The following is a 19,999-nucleotide window of genomic DNA, read 5'->3' on the forward strand; positions in this document are numbered from 1 at the left end:
GGTCTCAACGCCGGATAATTCATTGACCCCGCTCGGCAGCCAACCTTTTTCGCGCCCTTTTCTTCGCACCGTTCGGCCACAATCGAGGCTTCCTTTTCGCCGCCAGATCCTCGATCCAGCCCACCCCGAGAATCGCGATTCCGAGCAACGGCCAGACCAGGACGAACATCCAGAAGGTGTACGTCGAATCCAGCGCGGCCACCGCTCCGTCACTCTGCAGGAACGGAAGCTCATAGAGCAGGTCGATGACCGGGACCGTGGCCATGATCAGCATGTTGTGCCACAAGTAGATCGTGACCGCGCGGTTGTTGGACAACGTCACCAGCCTGTCCCACCTCGCCAGCCGCCCGGGCAGCTCCTGCCACGACGGCGAGTAGCTCAGCAGGATCACGACGAAGCCGAAGGACCAGGTCGCCTGGGCCAGGGGGATGTCGTTCAGGTTCCAGCCGTCCGGCCCCAGATGGCCCGACGCCCACCACAGCCCGAAGGCCATCAGCAGCGTCGAGCAGGAGACCGCGACATACCGGGGGGTCTTCGCCAGCAGCCCCTCGTGCTGGGCGAGGCCCAGTACCCAGCAGCTGCCGTAGACCGCGAAGTCCGTCACCGCGTTGCCCGTCTCACCCGGGATCGACACCAGCCCCGTACCCACCACGGCCGTCAGCCCCAGCGGGGCCAGCAGCGTCGGCCACGGTGCCCGGCGCAGCGCCCACAGCAGCAGCGGGGAAGCGACCACGAACCACAGGTACGCCCGCAGGTACCACAGCGGTCCCCCCGCCTGCTCCGCCCAAGTGGCCTCCAGCAGGCCCGACTCGGAGCCGATGCTCCAGGGGTAGGGCGGGGCGCCGATCGGGATGACGTAGTTGACCAGCTCGACCAGGCCCCATACGCCGTGGTGGTCCGGGTCCTTCGTCAGGTTCCAGCCGCCGGCGAACAGCAGCGTCAGCATCACGGCCCCGAACGCCCAGAAGGGGGGCAGCAGTCGGCGTACACGTCCTCTGATCACGCCCCACGCCGGCCGGTTCAGCGACCGCGCCATCAGTGAGCCCGCCAGCGCGAACATGACGCCCATGGACGGGAACAGGACCGTCAGCCAGGCCCAGCCGAAGAGGTGGTAGACGACCACCCGGCCCAGGGCGAGGGAGCGGAGAAGGTCCAGATAGCGGTCGCGGCCCGGCTTCGTCGCGGCGGCGACTTCCGCCTCCGACGGCCGCTGCGGCTGTCGTTGCCGGGGGATCTCGTACGACGCGCGCGCGTGTTCCTGGGTCATCCCACCGGCCTCCGGTCGTCCCCGCTCGTCCGCTGTCTCGGCACCGGACCGCCCGGCGCCTCGACGACCCCCGTGCGCCGCAGCTTCTGCCAGCGCAGGCGGCCTCCGGTCAGGGCCGTGATCCAGGACTGGAGCAGCACGACGTACATGAGCTGGCGGTAGAGGATCTGCTGGAGGGGCAGCGAGATGAGGTGGGTCATGGGTTCGCGGTCGAGACGGAAGGCGTACGCCGCGCAGACCGCCTGGATCGCGAGGACGCCCAGCCAGGCCACGATGGTCTTCCCGGTGGGGCCGAAGACCAGGCCGTAGATCAGGAACACGTCGATCAGCGGGGCCAGCAGCGGGGCCACGACCATGAAGAGCGACACCAGCGGCAGGCCGACCCGGCCGAAGCGGCCCGACGGGCCCCGCTCCACCAGCGCCTTGCGGTGCTTCCAGATCGCCTGCATGGTCCCGTAGGACCAGCGGTAGCGCTGGGACCACAGCTGCTGGACCGTCTCCGGGGCCTCCGTCCAGGCGCGCGCCTTCTCGGCGTAGACGACCCGCCATCCGTCCCGGTGCATCGCCATGGTGATGTCGGTGTCCTCGGCGAGCGTGTCGTCGCTCATGCCGCCGACCCGCTCCAACGCGCTTCTCCTGAACGCCCCGACCGCGCCCGGGATCGTCGGCATGCAGCGCAGCAGGTCGTACATGCGGCGGTCGAGGTTGAAGCCCATCACGTACTCGATGTGCTGCCAGGCCCCGATGAGCGAGTCGCGGTTGCCGACCTTGGCGTTGCCGGCCACCGCGCCGACGCGCGGGTCGCCGAAGGGCTGGACCAGCTCGCGGACCGTGGACGGCTCGAAGACCGTGTCGCCGTCCATCATCACGATGAGGTCGTGACTGGCGTTCGCCAGACCGCGGTTGAGGGCGGCCGGCTTGCCCGCGTTCAGCTGGCGCACCACTCGCACGTTCGGCAGGCCCATCGCCTCGACGATTCTCGCCGTGCCGTCGCCCGAACCGTCGTCGACGACGACGACCTCGATGGGGTGCTCGCTCGCCATCAGCGAATTGACCGTGTTCTCGATGCATTTCGCTTCGTTGTACGCCGGGACCAGCACCGACACCGGCTGCGTCACCGGCGCTCCCCAGCGGAAGTCGCGGTGGCGCACTCTGCGGGCGTGGGCGACGGACAGCACGAGCATCAGGGCGAAGCGGCTGATGACGAGGAACCCGACGACGGCGAGGCCCACGACCAGTACGCCCGTGAGGGTGTCCGAGGCGCCGACCAGCCAGACCCAGACCCTGCCCTTCCACAGGTCGACGCCGGTGACCTCGGTGTGCGCGCCGGTCGCCCCGAGCGCCTCGGTGAGGTTGTCGAACTCATAGCCCTCGGCCTTGAGCTGGGGCAGCAACCGGTCCAGGGCCCGCACCGTCTGGTGCCGGTCGCCGCCGGAGTCGTGCATCAGGACGATCGCGCCCTTGCCGCCCTCGGGAGTGGCGTTGCGGACGATCTGCTCGACGCCGGGCTTGCGCCAGTCCTCGCTGTCGACGTCGTTGACGACCGTGATGTAGCCGCGGCTGCCGATGTACTCGGTGACCGGCCAGGACTTGTCGTCCATCGCGGACGCACGGGAGGAGTACGGCGGGCGGAACAGCGAGGTGCGGATGCCGGCCGCGCCGGTGAGCGCCAACTGGCTCTGGGACAGCTCCCAGTCGATGCGTCGCTTCGACTCGTAGGAGAGGTCGGGGTGGTTGAACGTGTGCAGGCCGACCTCGTGTCCCTCCGCGACGATGCGGCGGACCAGTTCCGGGTGGAGCGAGGTCATGGTGCCGGTGACGAAGAAGACCGCGTGGGCGCGGTGCTTTCTGAGCACGTCCAGGATCTGCGGGGTCCAGGTCGGGTCCGGGCCGTCGTCGAAGGTGAGGACGAGCCGGTGGTCCTTCAGGCCCAGGCTCTCGGTGCGGCCGTCGCGGGTGTCGATGACCGGCCCGCCCTTGAGGATCCGCTCCGGCACCTGGTCGGCGGCGACGGGGGGCCGGACGCGGTGGTCGGCCAGGATCTCGCTGTGTGTGTAGCCGCGCAGCATCAGCATCGCCATCAGCGCGACCAGGAAGAGCAGGGACAGCAGCAGACGCATGGGAAGGCGGCGGCGCGAGCCGTCGCGGACCGCGGTCGCGGCGGCGCGACGACGGGTACGGGCTGTCATCAGAGGGTGTACTCCGGGGAGTTCGAGGATTCCGGGGACTCCGGCGACTCCGGTGACGACGACTCGACGGGCAGCGGGCTGCTCGTCCCGTCGGCCACCGTCTCGGTGCCGGTCCCGGTGCCCGCGCTGCCGGTCGGCGAGCCCGGCGACTCCGACGGGCCGGTCGAGGGCTCCTGGGTGGGTGTCGGGGTCGGCGTGGCACTCGCCGAGGGGTCGGTCGACAGCCCGGGGTCCGGGCTGGGGCCGCTCCCGGTGCCCGGGGTCGTCCGGGTCGCCGTCGGCTTCGGGGCGACGGACAAGCCGGGGCCGGCGGGGCTCGCGGAGGCACCGGGCGTCGTGGCGCCGACGCCCGGGGAGAGGGGCGTACCACCGCCGGGCAGCAGCGGGACACCAGGCAGGGCGCCGCCGGAATAGGTGGGTTCGGCCGGGTTGGCGGGCAGGGGCGAGGTCTCGACCTGGCCGGCCTCCTTGCCCTCGTCCCGGGCCGGCACGGGCAGCCAGGGCGCGCTGGAGTTGCCGGAGAGCAGGGTCACGACGATGACGACGGCGTAGACCGCGCAGGTGGTGCCGGCGAGGATGCCGATACGGCGGTATCTACGGCTCCTGCGGCCCGACTCGTCCACGAACACCGGGCTGTCGGAACCGTCCGGGCCGGCGGCATCGGAGGTGTCGGAGCCTCCCGGCCGGCCGACGAGCCGGTTGCCGGGCCGCAGCGCGACGGCGTCCAGCTGGACAGTCACCTCGTCCGGGTCGTTGCCGTTCTCCCAGGGGTCACGCAGGGCCGCACCCTCGGGGCTCGGCTTCAGGCGACCCGCAGAGTCCGCAGACTCCGCGGACTCCTCGTCCGATACGAGGATGGACTCGTCGTCCGACGCGAGGATTTCCGTTCCTCTTGTGTCCGGAAAGGCCTGCGCGCGGTCACCTGCCGCTGGAAGATTCCCCGTCGCGGCTGCCGCTTCGGGCCACTCCGGTCGGGTGTCCTGCTTGGCATTTTTCAGCCATGTGTTCTCGCGCACGCGCTTCCCCCCACGGGACAGGTCCGGGTGCGCACACGACCCGAGCACCCGTCGACCGAACCGAGCCCCCACCCGGTCCGAGCGCCCCCTTTGTCACATCGTGCTCAGGGCCAAGAATGTAGTGCGCTCATGGGTCATCTGGTGCCTGTATGCCGAATATGGACATTTATCAGTGCCATGTCGATCGCGGGAAGCCAGTCTCCGGTCACTCTTTGCAACCATCCTTCCGCCTCCGAGAGTTCGGCCGCAGCTCGCCGCAGAGCGTCGAATCCGGAATGCACCAGTCCCCTGCGCCACACCAGGGACACGGGCGAGAGCGGAACCGGGTCGGTCAGCGGGCGCAGCACGGTGTTCGGCATGGCCGGAAAACCCACCACGGCGAGGATCGGGTTCCGCCACTTGGCCATGACCCGCTGGAACTCCTCCTCACCGACGGCCAGCGGCACGGGTGGCGCGATCTCGATGCCCCGTCCCTCGAACAAGTGACGTGCGAGATCGGTCCATTCCGGCGTACGGGGATTTCCGGCACCCGCGTACACCGTCTCCCCCGCCAACTCGGCCAGCGGCACGGCGTCCAGTGCCGCCAGCCGGTGGTCCTCGGGCAGCACGACCGCCATGGGCTCGAAGCGGACGGGCTGGTGGTCGAGGCCCGCCCGCAGCGCCGGGTCCAGACCGGCGAACCGCCCGAACGACACGTCGAGCCGCCCCGCGAGCAGCTCGGCGGCGGCACCGGTCAGCCCGCTCTCGTAGCGGGCCATCAGCTCGTGGTCGGGGGCGAGTTGGCGGGCCCGGTGCAGGACGGTGCGCCCGGTGACCAGGCCCGGTGAGTTCAGGTCCACCAGCAGGGGCCGCGCCTGCCCGAAGGCGGCGAGCAGCTCGTCCTGCGCGTCCAGCACACGGCGTGCGTACGGCAGCAGCCGCTCACCGTCGGCCGTGAGCGTCACCTGCCGGGTGGTCCGTACGAAGAGCTCGGCACCCAACTCCCGCTCCAGCCGCCGTACATCCCTGCTGAGCGCCTGCTGAGCGACGTACAGACGGGATGCGGCGCGCGTGAAGTGCAGTTCCTCGGCGACGGTGAGGAAGGCGCGGAGAAGGCGGGGGTCGAGGTGGTGGGTGGGGGCGGGCATTCGGTGAAGCTACAACGGAGGTGCGTCGATCAGGACCGGGTTTTACGGGACTTACAACACAGGTGCGTGAATCGGTACGGAGAAGGTGTTGGACCCCTTGATCCGCCCCGGGTGACGGTGGGCCCATGCCGAAGCCGCCCCCGAACGACCGTCCCCTCCTCACCGTCACCGCCGACTCCCTCGTGGCCGTCGACTTCCGCCCGCGCATCCGGCACCGCCCGCCCGGCCCCTACCGCCGCCTCTTCACCCGCCCCGGCACCCGCGCCTTCACCGTCGGGAACCTGATCTCCCGGCTCCCCATGGGCATGTTCAGCGTGAGCGCGGTCCTGATGATCGCCGGTTCGCGGGGCTCGTACGCCCTCGCCGGCGCCGTCATCGCGACCGGCCTCGCGGCCACGGCACTCGTCGCCCCCTGGATCGCCCGCCTCGTCGACCGCCACGGCCAGGCCCGGATCGCCGTGCCCGCCACGGCCCTCGCCGCGCTGGGCAGCCTCGCGCTGCTGCTGTGCGTGCGCTACGGCGCCCCCGACTGGACCCTGTTCGCCGCGTACGCCGCCACCGCCACGACCCCCAACCTCGGCGGTATGTCCCGGGCCCGCTGGGCCCATCTGCTGGCGGACGACCCGGCCGCCCTCCACACCGCGAACTCCTTCGAACAGGCCGCGGACGAACTGTGCTTCATGCTGGGCCCGGTCCTCGCGGCCTTCCTCTGCGGAACGTTCTTCCCGGAGGCGGGCACGCTGGTGGGCGCGGTGTTGCTGCTGACCGGCATGCTCCTCTTCTCGGCACAACGCTCGACAGAGCCGCCCGTACGGCACTGGACTCCCGCCAAGTCCCCGTTCCGCGCCCCCGGTATGCCCCCGCTGCTCACCGTCTGTCTGGCGATGGGCGTGGTGTTCGGCTCGATGGAGGTCGTCACTCTCGCGTTCGCGGACGCGCAGGGCCACAAGTCGGCGGCGGGTGTGGTGCTCGGCCTCCAGGCGGCCGGTTCCTTCGCGGCGGGTCTGCTGTACGGAGCGGTCCGGCCGACCGGTTCGGCGGAGCGCCGCTACCCCTATTGCATCGCCGCGATGACGGCCCTCCTGACGCTGCCGCTGCTCGCCGCATCCCTCACCGGCTCGCTACTCGCCCTGGCCGGCGCGCTGTTGGTCGCCGGGATGGCGACGGCCCCGACCATGGTCACCGGCATGACCCTGGTCCAGCAGCGCACCCCCGAAGGCCGCCTCAACGAGGGCATGACCCTCGCGGTGACCGGCCTCCTCGGCGGGATCGCCGTCGGCAGCGCGGTCGGCGGCTGGATGGCGGAGCACGCGTCGGCCACGGCGGGATACGGGGTTCCGGTGACGGCGGCAGCGGTCGCCCTGCTGATCTCGCTGGGGCACCAAACCCTCGTGGGAGACATGTGACAGACGTGGGAGACATGTGACAGAGGGGAGTTCCGTGAAGGGCGAGCCAACTCCCGCCCGCCTGCGGCATGATCGGATGTCGCCGTCACGCGGGACGGAGGGGGAGGGGGAAGGGTCATGGGCGGGGGAATCGGGACCGCGGACGGAGAGAGACGGCGCGTGGAGGGCGGGGCGGAGGACGGCGAAAACAACGCCTCGGACCGACTGCCCGGCACCCCCACCGCCGACGGCGGAATCCAGGTCGCAGATCGCCTGCGCGGCTCCTCCGCAGTTGGTCTCATCCTCGCCGTCGTCCTCCTTCTCCTGTCGCTGAGTTACGCACTCCACACGGCCCGACTCGCACCCCGTCTCCCCGACAACTTCGGCGTCTTCACCGGGGCCGCGGCACTCGCCCTCCCCCTGTGCGGGACCCTGTGGCGCAGGTTCTGTGCTCGCACTCCCCCGCCCCCGCGCCCCCGCAAGGAGTGGCTGGCCGATCTCGCCCGGGCCGAGCGTGAGCGCGTCCAGGACGATCTGCGGTTCCGTGGGGTCGAGGTGGCGCCCGTCGCCGTACCGTGGCAGGCCGCGCCGGAGATGGGCGGGCTGTCGGCCCACGGGGACGCCGACGATGCCCCACGGGCCGGAGGGGTGGGCCGGTTAGAGGAGGCCTGGTCGGGGCGGCTGGTCGTCACCGGGGCCGTCGGGTCGGGCAAGAGCATCGCCCTGGAGCTGCTGGCCCGGCACCTGCTGCTGGCGGGCGGCGCCGTGCCCGTCGTACTGTCGCTGGCCGGCTGGGAGCCGCGGTTGCCGCTGCACACCTGGGTGGCCCGCCAACTCACCGAGCGCTACCCCGGGTTGCTGGGTGAGGTGCCCGGCGATGACCTGCTGCGGGCGTTGCGCCGGGACGGTGCCGTCGTGCCGTTCCTGGACGGGTTCGACGAGGTGGCGAAGGACCACCGGGTGCCTCTCTTGCGGGCGTTGGACCAGGCACTCGGCGCGCATCTGCCGGTGGCGCTGGCCTCCCGTACGGAGCAGTTCCGCGAGGCCGTGGCGATCGCCGGGCCGGTACGGAACTCGGTGGCGATCCGGCTCACCCCCCTCACCCCGGACCACTTCGCGGCCTTCCTCACCGACTCCCGGCCCCCGAACCTCCCCGCCTGGCAGCCGCTGCTCGCCTCGATGCGCACGGGCGGGGCACCGGCGGCGACGGAGGCGTTCACGACGCCGCTCATGCAGTGGCTGGGGCTGCGGGTCTACGGGCGCCGCCCCGAGGCCCAGCACCCACCAGGCCAACAACTCCTCGAAAGCCCTCTCCGCCTCGCCGACCGCAGCCGCTTCCCCACCGCCCTCTCCATCGAGCGCCACCTCCTGGCCGCGCTGGTCCCGGCCACCCTCAACCCACGCTCCACCCGCACGGCAGGCCAACACCCCCGCCGCTGGCTCAACTTCCTGGCCCGGCATACCCAACGGCACGGCGGCGGCACCGGCGGCGCGATCCGCTGGTGGCACCTGCACCGCGGCGCACAGCCCCAACTCGCCACGGTCTACGGCCTCCTCTTCACCGCCCTCGCCGCCGGCCTCGCCCGCTGCTCCCACCCGGCCGCCACCGGACTCCTGGCCGGCGCACTCTGGGGCACGGCCTGCGGGGCGGCCGCCACCTGGGCCCACGCCCTGGCCCGGCGCACCGAATACCGAGCCCGGTCGACCACACCCGGCGGCGGTTTCCGCTCGACGGCGTTCGGCCGAACCGTACTGTTCCGCCTGGCCCGCCTGCTGCCACTGATCGGCGTAGCGGCGGCTGTCACGCTTACGACGAGCGGCCTGCTCTTCGCACCCCTGGACGGCTCCGACCTGCGCGCCCTACTCCTCCAGGGCCTGACGCTGGCCCTGCTCACCGGAGTATCCGGCGGCTTCACCGCGGGCACGGTCCTCAACCGCGCAGGCACCCTGGACGCGACGGTGGCCCCCGCGAAGGCAGGCCGCCCACACGAGCTGCTCCGCCGCGACGCCCGTACGTCCGCCGCCGTAGCCGTCTGCTTCGCGGTGGCCGGGGCTGTCTCGGCCCGGACGGCATGGTCGCTAACCCTGGACGGCACCGAGGTCACTCCCCCGCCGACCTTCCTCCTCCCGGCAACCGCAATGTTCGCCCTCCTGGCCACCTGCGTCTTCACAGCCTGGCCGATCTTCCGCGCCGCCCACGCCTGGTACGTACTCCGCGACCAACTCCCCCTCCGCTACGGCGCCTTCATCACCCGCGCCCACGAAACAGGCATCCTCCGCGAGGACGGAGTGGCCCACCGCTTCCGACACGGGCTCCTGCAGCTGTCCCTGGAAACCCAATCGCGGGCTCCGCGTTGACTCAGTGATTGGCAAGCGTGGTCGGGCGTTGATGACGGCCAAAGCGAATGCCGTGATCGCCGGCGTCCTGGAGGCCGAACCCTCTGCCGAGGTTCTGGTCGCCGACGCACACGGGACCTTCCGTAACCTGCTGCCGGAGGAACTCGACCGACGGGTCCGCCTGGTTCGTGGCAAGCCGCGCTCGCTGGGCATGCTCGGCGGGATGGACGAACACACCGACGCGGCTCTCTTCGTCGGCTACCACGCCCGAGCCGGAAGCGGACCGGCCGTGCTGGCGCACACCATGAGTGACGCCATCCTCGACGTGCGCGTGGCCGGGCGCTCAATGGGCGAGATCGGTCTCAACGCGGCCATGGCCGGGCAATTGGGCGTGCCGGTCGTGCTGCTCAGCGGCGACGACAGCGCCTGCGCCGAACTGGGTGAACTGGTCCCCTCCGCGGTCACCGTCGCGGTCGAGCAGGCCCTCGGCCAGGCAGCTGCTGTCGCCCTGCATCCCGAAGAAGCCCGGGAGCACTTGCGCCGGGCGGCAGCCGAGGCCATCACGAGGCGTGCACTGATTCCCCCGCTGATCATTTCCGCACCGCTCGATGTCGAGGTCGACCTTTTCGGCCCGTACATGGTCGATCTGGCGACACTCGTGCCGGGTGTCTCACGCGCTGAGGGCAGCCAGGGCGGCCGCACGATCACGTTCACCACCGCCGACTTCACCGACGCCTACCGGCTGGTCGTGTGTGCTTCGATGCCTAGGTGATTCGACCGACCGTTTCCACAGCTGACGGATCTCCGGCGGCCTGTGTTGTCAGGCCCTGTGAAGCCTCCGACGTCGATGAGTGCGTCCGGGTGCTCGCCCAGGTCCATCACGGTGTCCTGGGTGGCGGAACTGGACGGGCGCGTCGTCGGGCACATCGGGCTGTCCTCTAGCGGGGCCGGGGATGTGGCACCGCTCCACTGGAGCCGTCTGGAGGGGAAGCCGGGCGGCCTGCTGATGGCCGAGGTCGTGAGGGAGGCACGGGAGCGCTGGAGTCCGGCTCAGACAGTGACCGTGCACTGCTACGCCGCGCCCGTGTGACCACCACAACCACGGCACGCTCCCCCCGCCGCCCGACCCGTCCGGCCCGCCGAACCCCGCCCCAATTCCGGCGCAACCCGTTGACGCGCTCACAGCCCCCACATACCTTCCTCCGTCGAAGCGCTTCGACGTCACGCATCGAATCGATTCGACGACTGTTGCGTGACACCCCGACATGCCCTGATACCCATCCGACTCCCCTGGAGGCACTGGATGTTGACGGCACGAAGGCGTGTGGTGGCCATGGCTGCGGTGATCCTCAGTGGATCGCTGCTGGTCGCCTCCTGCGGTGACTCGGACAGCGGGTCCTCCGAAGACGGCAAGACGCTCAAGCTCTGGCACTACGAGGCCCCGAACAGCGCGATGGGTCAGGCCTGGAACGAGGCGATCAAGGAGTTCAAGGCCAAGCACCCGGGCGTGAAGGTGGAGTTCGAGTCGAAGGGATTCGAGCAGATCCAGAAGACGGCCCCGATGGTCCTCAACTCCTCCGACGCGCCTGACGTCATGGAGTACAACAAGGGCAACGCGACCGCCGGACTGCTCTCCAAGCAGGGGCTCCTCACCGACCTCACCGAAGAGGCGACGAAACGCGGCTGGGACAAGAAGCTCAGCGCGAGCGTCCGCACCACCAGCGTGTACGACGCCAACGGGGTCATGGGCTCCGGCAAGTGGTACGGCGTGCCCAACTACGCCGAGTACACGATGGTCTACTACAACAAGGACCTCTTCGCGAAGTACAACATCGCTGAGCCGAAGACCTTCGCCGAACTGACCGCCGCCATGGACAAGTTCGTCCAGAACAAGGTCACCCCGCTCGCCAACGGCGGCGCCGAGTACATCGCCCAGCAGTACCTCTACCAGCTGGCCCTGTCGAAGGCCGACCGCTCCTGGGTGGACTCCTACGAGCTGTACAAGGGCAAGGCCGACTTCCACGACGCGGCCTGGACGTACGCCGCCGACACCTTCGCCGACTGGGTGAAGAAGGGCTACATCAGCAAGACGTCCAGCAGCGTCAAGGCCGAGGAGACCGGGGTCTCCTTCCTCCAGGGCAAGGCGCCGATCCTGTTCTCCGGCAGTTGGTGGTACGGCCGCTTCGTGGACGAGGCGACGTTCGACTGGGCCACCTTCCTGTGGCCCGACTCGAACCTCACCCTCGGCTCCGGCGGCAACCTCTGGGTGGTCCCCAAGGGCGCGAAGAACAAGAAGCTGGCCTACGACTTCATCGACATCACCATGTCGAAGAAGATCCAGAACCTGCTCGGCAACAAGGGCGGCGTCCCGGTCGCGGCCGACGCGAGCGCCATCACCGACCCCAAGTCGAAGACGCTCATCGACAACTTCAACGTCCTCTCCCAGCGCGACGGCCTGGCCTTCTACCCGGACTGGCCGGTCCCCGGCTACTACGACGTCCTCGTCTCCGAGACCCAGAAGCTGATCACGGGCAGCGACCAACCGGACGGCGTACTCGACTCGTTGCAGGAGGCGTACGACAAGGGCGCGCCGAAGCAATGACGGTGACCGTCGAACGGGGGGTGACCAGCAAAGAGACCCAGGCCGGTCACCCTCGCCGCCCCCGCGACTCCTACGCCCTCTTCCTGCTCCCCGGAGCCCTCGCCTTCCTGGCCGTGATCATCGTCCCCTTCCTGATGAACACCGGCATCAGCTTCACCGACTGGCAGGGCGTGGGCACCCCCGAGTGGTCCGGGCTCGCCAACTACCGCGGTCTGCTGGACGATTCGGAGTTCTGGGCGTCGTTCCGGCACAGCCTGTTCATGGTCGTCGCGATGGCGGCCGTACCGACGATGGTCGGACTCGTCCTCGCGGCCGCCCTGTTCGACTACGTCGGCAAGCACTTCGGATCCACGACAGCCGCCGTCCTCCGCGCCTGCTTCTATCTCCCCCAGGTGCTGCCGATCGCGGTCGCCGGCATCGTCTGGAGCTGGATCCTCGCCCCCGACAACGGCTCCCTCAACGAGCTGCTGAAGGCGGTCGGTCTCGGCTCCTGGCAGCAGGACTGGCTGGGCGATCCCGACATCGCCCTCTTCAGCGTCATGGGCGTGATGGTCTGGGTGCAGATCGGCTTCCCGCTGGTCGTCTTCATGGCCGGACTGCAACGCGTCGACCCGCAGCTGTACGAGGCGGCCGAGCTGGACGGCGCCGGCTGGTGGCGCCGTTTCTGGCACATCACGCTGACGCAGATCCGCCCGGAGATCTACGTCGTCCTGACCTGGTGCACGATCGCCGCGCTGAAGGTGTTCGGCGCGGTGTACGTCCTGACGAAGGGCGGCCCGGGCGGGGCGACGAACGTCCCCTCCTATTTCTCCTTCACCACGTTCTTCGAGAAGACCCAGGTCGGCTACGGCGCCGCGATCTCCACGGTGCTCACCGTGATCATCCTGGCCCTCTCCCTGGTCGGCCTGAAGCTCCAGACCCGCGCGGAAGAGAAGGAGGGGTCGTGACCACCGCCCTACGTCGTTACCCCGTGCTGATCGCCCTCTGTATCGCGGCCCTCTTCATGATCGTGCCGTTCCTGATCGTCACGATCAACGCCTTCAAGTCCCCCACGGAGTACGCCCAGAACGGCCCCCTCAGCCTCCCCGACGGCCTCTACCTCGACGGCATCAAGGACTTCTGGGAACGCGTCGACTTCGGCCAGAAACTCATCAACTCGGTGCTGATCAGCGGGTCGGTGGCGGTCCTGGCCGTGGCCCTCTCGGTCCTCAACGCGTACGCGATCGGCATCGGCCGCATCAAGGGCCGCACCTGGGTGCTGGCCTTCTTCGTGCTCGCCAACATGCTGCCGCAGGAGGCGCTGGTCTACCCGATCTACTACCTGTGCAAGGAAGTGGGCCTGTACGACACGAGGTTGAGCGTGATCATCGTCTTCACGGTGATCCAGGCGGCGTTCGGCACGTACCTCCTCTCCTCCGTCCTCGGCCAGTTCCCCCGCGAGATCATCGAGGCCGCCCAGATCGACGGCGCCAACAAGTGGCAGGTGCTGTGGCGGATCGTGGTGCCCGTCAGCCGCCCGACCCTCGGCGTGCTGCTGGTCTTCTTCTTCATCTGGACGTGGAACGAGTTCCTGCTGCCCCTGGTCATGCTGATCTCCAACGACAACCAGACCGTGTCGGTGGCCCTCGGCGTCCTCCAGGGCCAGCGTCTGATGGACGCCACGATGACCAACGCGGCTGCCCTGCTTGGTGTGTTGCCCGCCATCGTCTTCTTCCTCGTCTTCCAGCGGACCCTCACCCGCGGCATCGCCGTAGGTGCCGTGAAGTAGCCCGTCACATAGCAAGGAGACCCCCACGTGAAGTTCACCGACGGCTACTGGCTCCTGCGCGAGGGCGTCACCGCCGCCCACCCGGTCGAGGTCCTCGACGTCACCGCCCCGGCCGGAACGCTGGAGATCCACGCACCGACCCAGCCCATCCGCCACCGCGGCGACCTGCTGAAGGGACCGGTCGTGACGATCAGCGCCCACGCCCCGCTGCCCGACATCATCGGCGTCACCTTCACCCATTTCGAGGGCGAGGAACCGCACAGCCCCCAATTCGAGCTGGGGAAGGAAGAGTTCGCGTCTCAGGTCTCCTACGACGAGGACCACGCGACCCTGACTTCGGGCGCACTGTCGGTCAAGGTCGCCCGCACCGGCCCCTGGCACGTCGACTTCCTCGCCCACGGCCGCACCCTCACCTCCAGTGGCCCCAAGGGCATGGGCATCATGCGGGACGCGACCGGGGCGCACTTCCTGCGCGAGCAACTCGGCCTGGGAGTAGGCACATCCGTCTACGGCCTCGGCGAACGCTTCGGCCCGCTGGTCAAGAACGGCCAGGTCGTCGACATGTGGAACGCCGACGGCGGCACCGCCACCGAACAGGCCTACAAGAACGCCCCCTTCTACCTCACGGACGCCGGCTACGGCGTCTTCGTCGACCATCCGGGCCGGGTGTCGTTCGAGGTCGGCTCGGAGGCGGTGTCCCGGGTCCAATTCAGCGCGGAGACACAGCAGTTGACGTACTACGTCATCTACGGCCCGACCCCGAAGGACATCCTCCGCAAGTACACGGCCCTCACCGGCCGCCCGGCCCTCCCGCCGGCCTGGTCGTTCGGCCTGTGGCTGTCGACGTCGTTCACCACCTCCTACGACGAGGAGACGGTGACGTCCTTCATCGAGGGGATGCGGGAGCGCGAACTCCCCCTGTCCGTCTTTCACTTCGACTGTTTCTGGATGCGGGAGTTCAACTGGTGCGACTTCGAGTGGGACCCACGGGTGTTCCCGGACCCGGAGGGCATGCTCGCCAGACTCAAGGAACGCGGCCTGCACATCTGCGTCTGGATCAACCCGTACATCGCCCAGCGCTCGCCCCTCTTCGCGGAGGGCAAGGCGCTCGGCCACCTCCTGAAGCGGCCGGACGGCAGTGTCTGGCAGTGGGACCTGTGGCAACCCGGCATGGCACTGGTCGACTTCACCAGCCCGGCGGCCCGCGACTGGTACGCGGCGAAGTTGGAGGCGCTGCTCGCACAGGGCGTCGACTGCTTCAAGACCGACTTCGGCGAACGGGTCCCGGTGGACGTGACGTTCGCCGACGGCTCGGACCCCGAGCGGATGCACAACTACTACACCTACCTCTACAACCGCACCGTCTTCGACGTCCTGCGCAAGCACCGAGGCGAGGGCGAGGCCGTGGTCTTCGCGCGCTCGGCGACGACCGGGAGCCAGAAGTTCCCGGTGCACTGGGGCGGCGACTGCGAGGCGACGTACGAGTCGATGGCCGAGTCGCTCAGAGGCGGACTGTCGCTCGGCCTGACCGGCTTCGGCTACTGGAGCCACGACATCGGCGGCTTCGAGGGCACCCCGACCCCGGCCCTCTTCAAACGCTGGATCGCCTTCGGACTCCTCTCCTCCCACAGCCGCCTGCACGGATCGTCCTCGTACCGCGTGCCGTGGCTGTTCGACGAGGAGTCCGTCGACGTGCTGCGCCTGTTCACCCGGCTGAAGCTGCGTCTCATGCCCTACCTCTACGAGGCCGCCCGCACCGCTCACACCGAGGGCGTGCCGATGATGCGGGCGATGGTCCTGGAGTTCCCGGACGATCCCGGGTGCGCGCATCTGGAGCGGCAGTACATGCTGGGCCCGGATCTGCTGGTCGCGCCCGTGTTCTCCGACGAGGGGCACGTCTCGTACTACGTCCCCGAGGGCACCTGGACCCACTTCCTGACCGGGCGCACGGTGACCGGCCCGCGCTGGGTGCGCGAGCGCCACGGCTTCCTGAGCGTGCCGCTGCTGGTCCGGCCGGGCGCGGTGATCCCGGTGGGCGCGGTGGACGACCGGCCCGACTACGACCACGCCGACGGGGTCACGCTGCGGGCGTACGGCCTGGAGCGGGGCGCCCGGGTGACGGTGCCCGTCGGGGACGTCACCTTCACCGTCGTACGAGAAGGGGACACGCTGCGGGCGTCGTGCGGTGACCCCTCGGCGGCCTGGGGGCTCGCGGCGGGTGGGCGTGAGTCGCGGGCGCCGGCGGGGACCGGATTCCTCACCGTGGAACTGGAGTCGGAGCCTGAGTTGGAGTCGGAGTGATGGTGAAGATCACTGACGTGGCACGGCACGCCGGAGTCTCGGCCAGCACCGTGTCGTACGCGATCAGCGGCAAGCGCCCGATCTCGGACGAGACCCGGCGCCGTATCGAGGCGTCGATCCGCGAGCTCGGCTACCGGCCGCACGCCGGTGCACGGGCCCTGGCGAGCAGCCGCTCGAACGTGCTGGCGCTGGTGGTCCCGCTGCGGGCCGGGATCCATGTACCGGTGGTCATGCAGTTCGCGGTGTCGGTGGTGACGGCCGCGCGCAGGCACGATCACGACGTGCTGCTGCTCACCCAGGAGGAGGGCGAGGAGGGCCTGCGGCGGGTGGCGGACACGGCACTGGTGGACGCGCTGATCGTGATGGACGTACAACTCCACGATCCCCGGCTGCCGTTGCTGCGCTCGCTTGACCGGCCGTCCGTGATGATCGGGTTCCCGCTGGAGCCGGAGGGGCTCACCTGTATCGACCTGGACTTCAGGGCGGCGGGCGAGTTGTGCGTGGAGCGGCTCGCGGGGCTCGGGCACCGGGTCGTGGCGCTCGTCGGGTCGCCGCCCGAGGTGTACGTGCGGGAGACGGCGTTCGCGCAACGCGTCGTCCAGGGCTTCACGGCCGCCGCCGACCGCAACGGCATCGCCTCCTCGGTCCACCCCTGCGAGGCCGCGCCCGCCGCCGCCCGCCGGGTCGCCGAGCAACTGCTGCGAGAACAGCCCGCGTTGACGGGTGTCGTGGTCCACAACGAGCCGATCCTGGAGCCGCTGATCGACGCGTTCGAGCAGCTCGGGCTGCGCGTGCCCGGCGATCTCTCCGTCACCGCCATCTGCCCCGACGAACTCGCCGAGTCCGTCCGCGTCCCCGTCACCTCCGTCGCCATACCGTCCGCCGAGGTGGGCGAACGCGCGGTGGAGTTGCTGATGAAGAAGCTCGGCGGCGGCAGCACGGCCGTACCCGAGGCGACCCTCCTCGCTCCCCGGCTGACGGACCGGGCGAGCACCGCACCGCGCAACACGCCGTAGTTTTCACAACGCCCGCATGCAAGGCCCTACTTGAAGGAGCCGTGACATGAAAGGCAAGAAGAGAAGACGCAGAACCACGTTGCTGGTGGCCCTGGCCCTGATCGCGGGCCTCGCCGCCACCGCCCCCGCACACGCGGACACCCCGGCCTACCCCTACCCCTTCCGTAATCCACAACTCCCCGTGGACCAGCGCGTCGACGACCTCCTCGGCCGCCTGACCCTCCCCGAGAAGGTCTCCCTTCTCCACCAGTACGAGCCCGCGATCCCCCGCCTCGGCATCCAGGCCTTCCGCACCGGCACCGAGGCCCTGCACGGCGTCGCCTGGCTCGGCGAGGCCACCGTCTTCCCGCAGGCCATCGGACTGGCCTCGACCTGGGACCCGGAGCTGATGGAACAGGTCGGCTCGGCGGTCGGCGACGAGACCCGCGGCTTCCAGCAGGAACGCCCCGACGGCTGGGGCCTCAACCTGTGGGCGCCCGTCGTCAACCTGCTCCGCGACCCGCGCTGGGGCCGCAACGAGGAGGGCTACAGCGAGGACCCGGAGCTGACGGGCGCGCTGTCGACGGCGTACGGCGAGGGCCTGACGGGCGGCGACCCGAACCACCTCAAGACGGCCCCGACCCTCAAGCACTACCTGGCGAACAACAACGAATGGCACCGCACGACCACATCCTCCGACCTGCGCCCGCGCGTGGCGAAGGAGTACGACGAGGCGGCCTTCAAGCCGGCGATAGAGGCGGACGCCGCGACGGGCGTGATGTCCTCGTACAACCTCGTCAACGGCCGCCCGAACACGGTGAATCCGGACCTGGACGAGGTCGTACGGTCATGGACGTCCAGCGATCTGCTCAACGTCACCGACGCCTTCGCCCCGGGCAACCTCCCCGGCGACCAGCAGTACTACCCCACCCTCGCCGAGGGCGACGCGGCCGCCCTGAAGGCCGGCATCGACAGCTTCACGGACAACAGCGCGGACTCGTCGGTGACGATCAACGCCGTCAACTCCGCGCTCCAACAAGGCCTGTTGGCGGAGTCGGACATCGACACGGCCGTCGGCCACATCCTCTCCGTCCGCGTCCGGCTGGGCGAATTCGACCCGGGCGGCGGTAAGTACGGCTCGATCGACGAGTCGGTGATCAACAGTCCCGCGCACCAGAAGCTCGCGCGAAAGGCGGCGGGTGAAGGGGCGGTACTCCTCAAGAACGCGTCCAACACCCTGCCCCTGAAGGCGTCGTCGAAGAACGTCGCGGTGGTCGGCCCCCTCGCCGACACCCTCTACACCGACTGGTACTCGGGCACACTCCCCTACGCCGTCACCCCCGCCGACGGCATCGCCGCCAAGCTGGGCACACCGGTGACCAGCAGCGAGGCCGTGGACCGCATCGCGCTGCGGAACGCGACGACGGGCAAGTACGTCACGGCGGGCACGGGCGACGCGGGCGCGGCGCTGAAGGAGAGCGCGTCCACCGCCGCTGTCGACGCGCAGTTCGACGTCTTCGACTGGGGCGCCGGCATCGTCACTCTGCGTTCGGCGGCCAACGGCAGGTACGTCGGCTACAACTGGTCGAACTTCGTCAACGACCAGACGCAGCCCAACGGTTGGTTCGTCCAGCAACAGTTCAAGCTGGAGGCGCAGGACGACGGCACGTACCTGCTGCGCTACGCGGGCTACGAGACCGAGGAGTCCTGGTGGTCAAACCCGGTCTACCTGGGCCCGGTTGACGAGAACGGCACGCTCGGCCTGGTGACGAAGGACGACGCGGCGCATTACACGAAGGACATGGTCCGCAGCGGCATGGACGAGGCCGTGGCGGCGGTGCAGGGCAAGGACACGGCCGTGGTGGTGGTCGGCTCGATGCCCGCGATCAACGGCCGCGAGGCGCACGACCGCTCCGACATGGCCCTGGCCCCGTCACAGGAGGCCCTGGTCAAGGCGGTCCGCGCGGCCAACCCGAAGACGGTGGTGATCGTCGAGAACAGCTACCCCACCACCCTGGGCACCCTCCGATCGCAGGTCCCCGCCCTCCTCTGGACGTCCCACGCGGGCCAGGAGACGGGCAACGCGCTGGCCGACGTCCTCTACGGCGACGTGAACCCGTCGGGCCGCCTGACCCAGACCTGGTACGAGTCGACCGCGGACCTCCCATCGATCCTCGACTACGACATCATCAAGTCGGACCGCACTTACCAGTACTTCAAGGGAGAGCCCCTCTATCCCTTCGGCTACGGCCTGTCGTACACGACGTTCCGCTACGGCGAGTTGAAGCGGGTCAACGGCGGCTGGGAGGTGCCGGTCACGAATACGGGCACCCGATCCGGCGACGAGGTGGTGCAGTTGTACGTGCACCAGCGCACGTCCCGCGACAAGCAGCCCCTGAAGCAACTGAAGGCATTCCAACGAGTGTCCTTGAAACCGGGCGAGACAAAGACGGTGAGATTGAAGGTGCGGTCGTCAGACCTCGCCCACTGGGATGTGACCCGCTCCAAGTGGGTGGTGGAGACCGGCACTTACGACGTCCTCGCCGGCGCATCCTCGGCAGACATCCGAACCCGCGCGACCTGGCAGATAAAGGGCGAGACAATTCCGCCCCGGAATCTGTCAAAGGTCACCCGCGCCGAGAACTTCGACGACTACTCCGCCGTCCGTCTCGTCGACGAGTCGAAGGTGAGCGGTACGGCGGTGTCGTCCACGTCCGACGGCGCGTGGCTGAAGTTCGCGGACACACAACTGGGTTCAGGTGCAACGAAGTTCACCGCCCAACTGGCAGGCGCCCCCGGCACGATCGAGGTCCGCCTGGGCTCCCCCACGGGCCCTCTCGCCGGTACGGCACACACGGACGGCACGTCATCGCCGTACACCTACGAGACGGTGACCGAAGCCCTGTCGCCGAGCGTGGCGAAGGGCCGCGCGGACGTGTATCTGGTCCTGAGTGAGGGCATGCGCATGTCGACGTTCAGCCTGAACTGACCGCGATCGATCGATCGGAGAGC

13 protein-coding genes are annotated in these 19,999 nt (G+C 69.5%); 9 read left to right on the plus strand and 4 right to left on the minus strand.

Features of this window, described 5'->3' with window-relative positions; all coding sequences use genetic code 11:
- Positions 1-19: 19 nt before the first annotated feature.
- From AC5DRG_RS20495 to AC5DRG_RS20510, 4 genes are all read right to left on the minus strand, one after another.
- A complete protein-coding gene (locus tag AC5DRG_RS20495) occupies positions 20-1,267 on the minus strand; it encodes an acyltransferase family protein (protein WP_491812014.1) in 1,248 nt (415 codons plus the stop codon).
- Complete coding sequence (locus tag AC5DRG_RS20500; protein ID WP_491812015.1) at positions 1,264-3,456, minus strand: bifunctional polysaccharide deacetylase/glycosyltransferase family 2 protein; 2,193 nt, start codon at positions 3,454-3,456, stop codon at positions 1,264-1,266. Before AC5DRG_RS20500 ends, AC5DRG_RS20495 begins: the two co-directional genes overlap by 4 nt.
- The gene (locus AC5DRG_RS20505; protein WP_491812016.1) at positions 3,456-4,472 is read right to left on the minus strand and encodes a hypothetical protein; all 1,017 of its coding nucleotides are present in this window, start codon (positions 4,470-4,472) and stop codon (positions 3,456-3,458) included. Before AC5DRG_RS20505 ends, AC5DRG_RS20500 begins: the two co-directional genes overlap by 1 nt.
- 134 nt (positions 4,473-4,606) lie before the next feature.
- On the minus strand, positions 4,607-5,599 hold the full coding sequence (locus AC5DRG_RS20510) for a LysR family transcriptional regulator (RefSeq protein ID WP_491812017.1): 993 nt from the start codon (positions 5,597-5,599) through the stop codon (positions 4,607-4,609).
- A 125-nt stretch (positions 5,600-5,724) separates the two neighbouring features.
- Here AC5DRG_RS20510 and AC5DRG_RS20515 point away from each other — a divergent pair, with 125 nt between their 5' ends.
- The 9 genes from AC5DRG_RS20515 to AC5DRG_RS20555 all read left to right on the plus strand — a co-directional run bounded on the left by AC5DRG_RS20515 (position 5,725) and on the right by AC5DRG_RS20555 (position 19,976).
- A complete protein-coding gene (locus tag AC5DRG_RS20515) occupies positions 5,725-7,005 on the plus strand; it encodes an MFS transporter (RefSeq protein WP_491812018.1) in 1,281 nt (426 codons plus the stop codon).
- Positions 7,006-7,632: 627 nt separating this feature from the next.
- Entirely contained in the window at positions 7,633-9,342 is a 1,710-nt protein-coding gene (locus tag AC5DRG_RS20520) for a hypothetical protein (protein ID WP_491812019.1), read from the plus strand.
- 4 nt (positions 9,343-9,346) lie between these two features.
- Positions 9,347-10,093 (plus strand): M55 family metallopeptidase, encoded by a 747-nt coding sequence (locus AC5DRG_RS20525; RefSeq protein ID WP_491812020.1) that lies wholly within the window; start codon positions 9,347-9,349, stop codon positions 10,091-10,093.
- A 531-nt stretch (positions 10,094-10,624) separates the two neighbouring features.
- Entirely contained in the window at positions 10,625-11,923 is a 1,299-nt protein-coding gene (locus tag AC5DRG_RS20530; protein ID WP_491812021.1) for an ABC transporter substrate-binding protein, read from the plus strand.
- A complete protein-coding gene (locus AC5DRG_RS20535; protein ID WP_491812022.1) occupies positions 11,920-12,870 on the plus strand; it encodes a carbohydrate ABC transporter permease in 951 nt (316 codons plus the stop codon). The genes AC5DRG_RS20530 and AC5DRG_RS20535 overlap by 4 nt, the downstream gene beginning before the upstream one ends.
- Positions 12,867-13,691 carry a carbohydrate ABC transporter permease gene (locus tag AC5DRG_RS20540; protein ID WP_491812023.1) on the plus strand — a complete coding sequence of 275 codons (825 nt, stop codon included), beginning with the start codon at positions 12,867-12,869 and terminating at the stop codon, positions 13,689-13,691. The genes AC5DRG_RS20535 and AC5DRG_RS20540 overlap by 4 nt, the downstream gene beginning before the upstream one ends.
- Positions 13,692-13,718: 27 nt before the next feature.
- Entirely contained in the window at positions 13,719-15,992 is a 2,274-nt protein-coding gene (yicI, locus tag AC5DRG_RS20545; protein ID WP_491812024.1) for an alpha-xylosidase, read from the plus strand.
- Complete coding sequence (locus AC5DRG_RS20550; protein ID WP_491812025.1) at positions 15,992-17,008, plus strand: LacI family DNA-binding transcriptional regulator; 1,017 nt, start codon at positions 15,992-15,994, stop codon at positions 17,006-17,008. The genes yicI and AC5DRG_RS20550 overlap by 1 nt, the downstream gene beginning before the upstream one ends.
- A gap of 46 nt (positions 17,009-17,054) precedes the next feature.
- Positions 17,055-19,976 (plus strand): glycoside hydrolase family 3 protein, encoded by a 2,922-nt coding sequence (locus tag AC5DRG_RS20555; RefSeq protein WP_491812027.1) that lies wholly within the window; start codon positions 17,055-17,057, stop codon positions 19,974-19,976.
- Positions 19,977-19,999: the final 23 nt, after the last annotated feature.

Source organism: Streptomyces sp. JLBG701 (assembly GCF_058544905.1).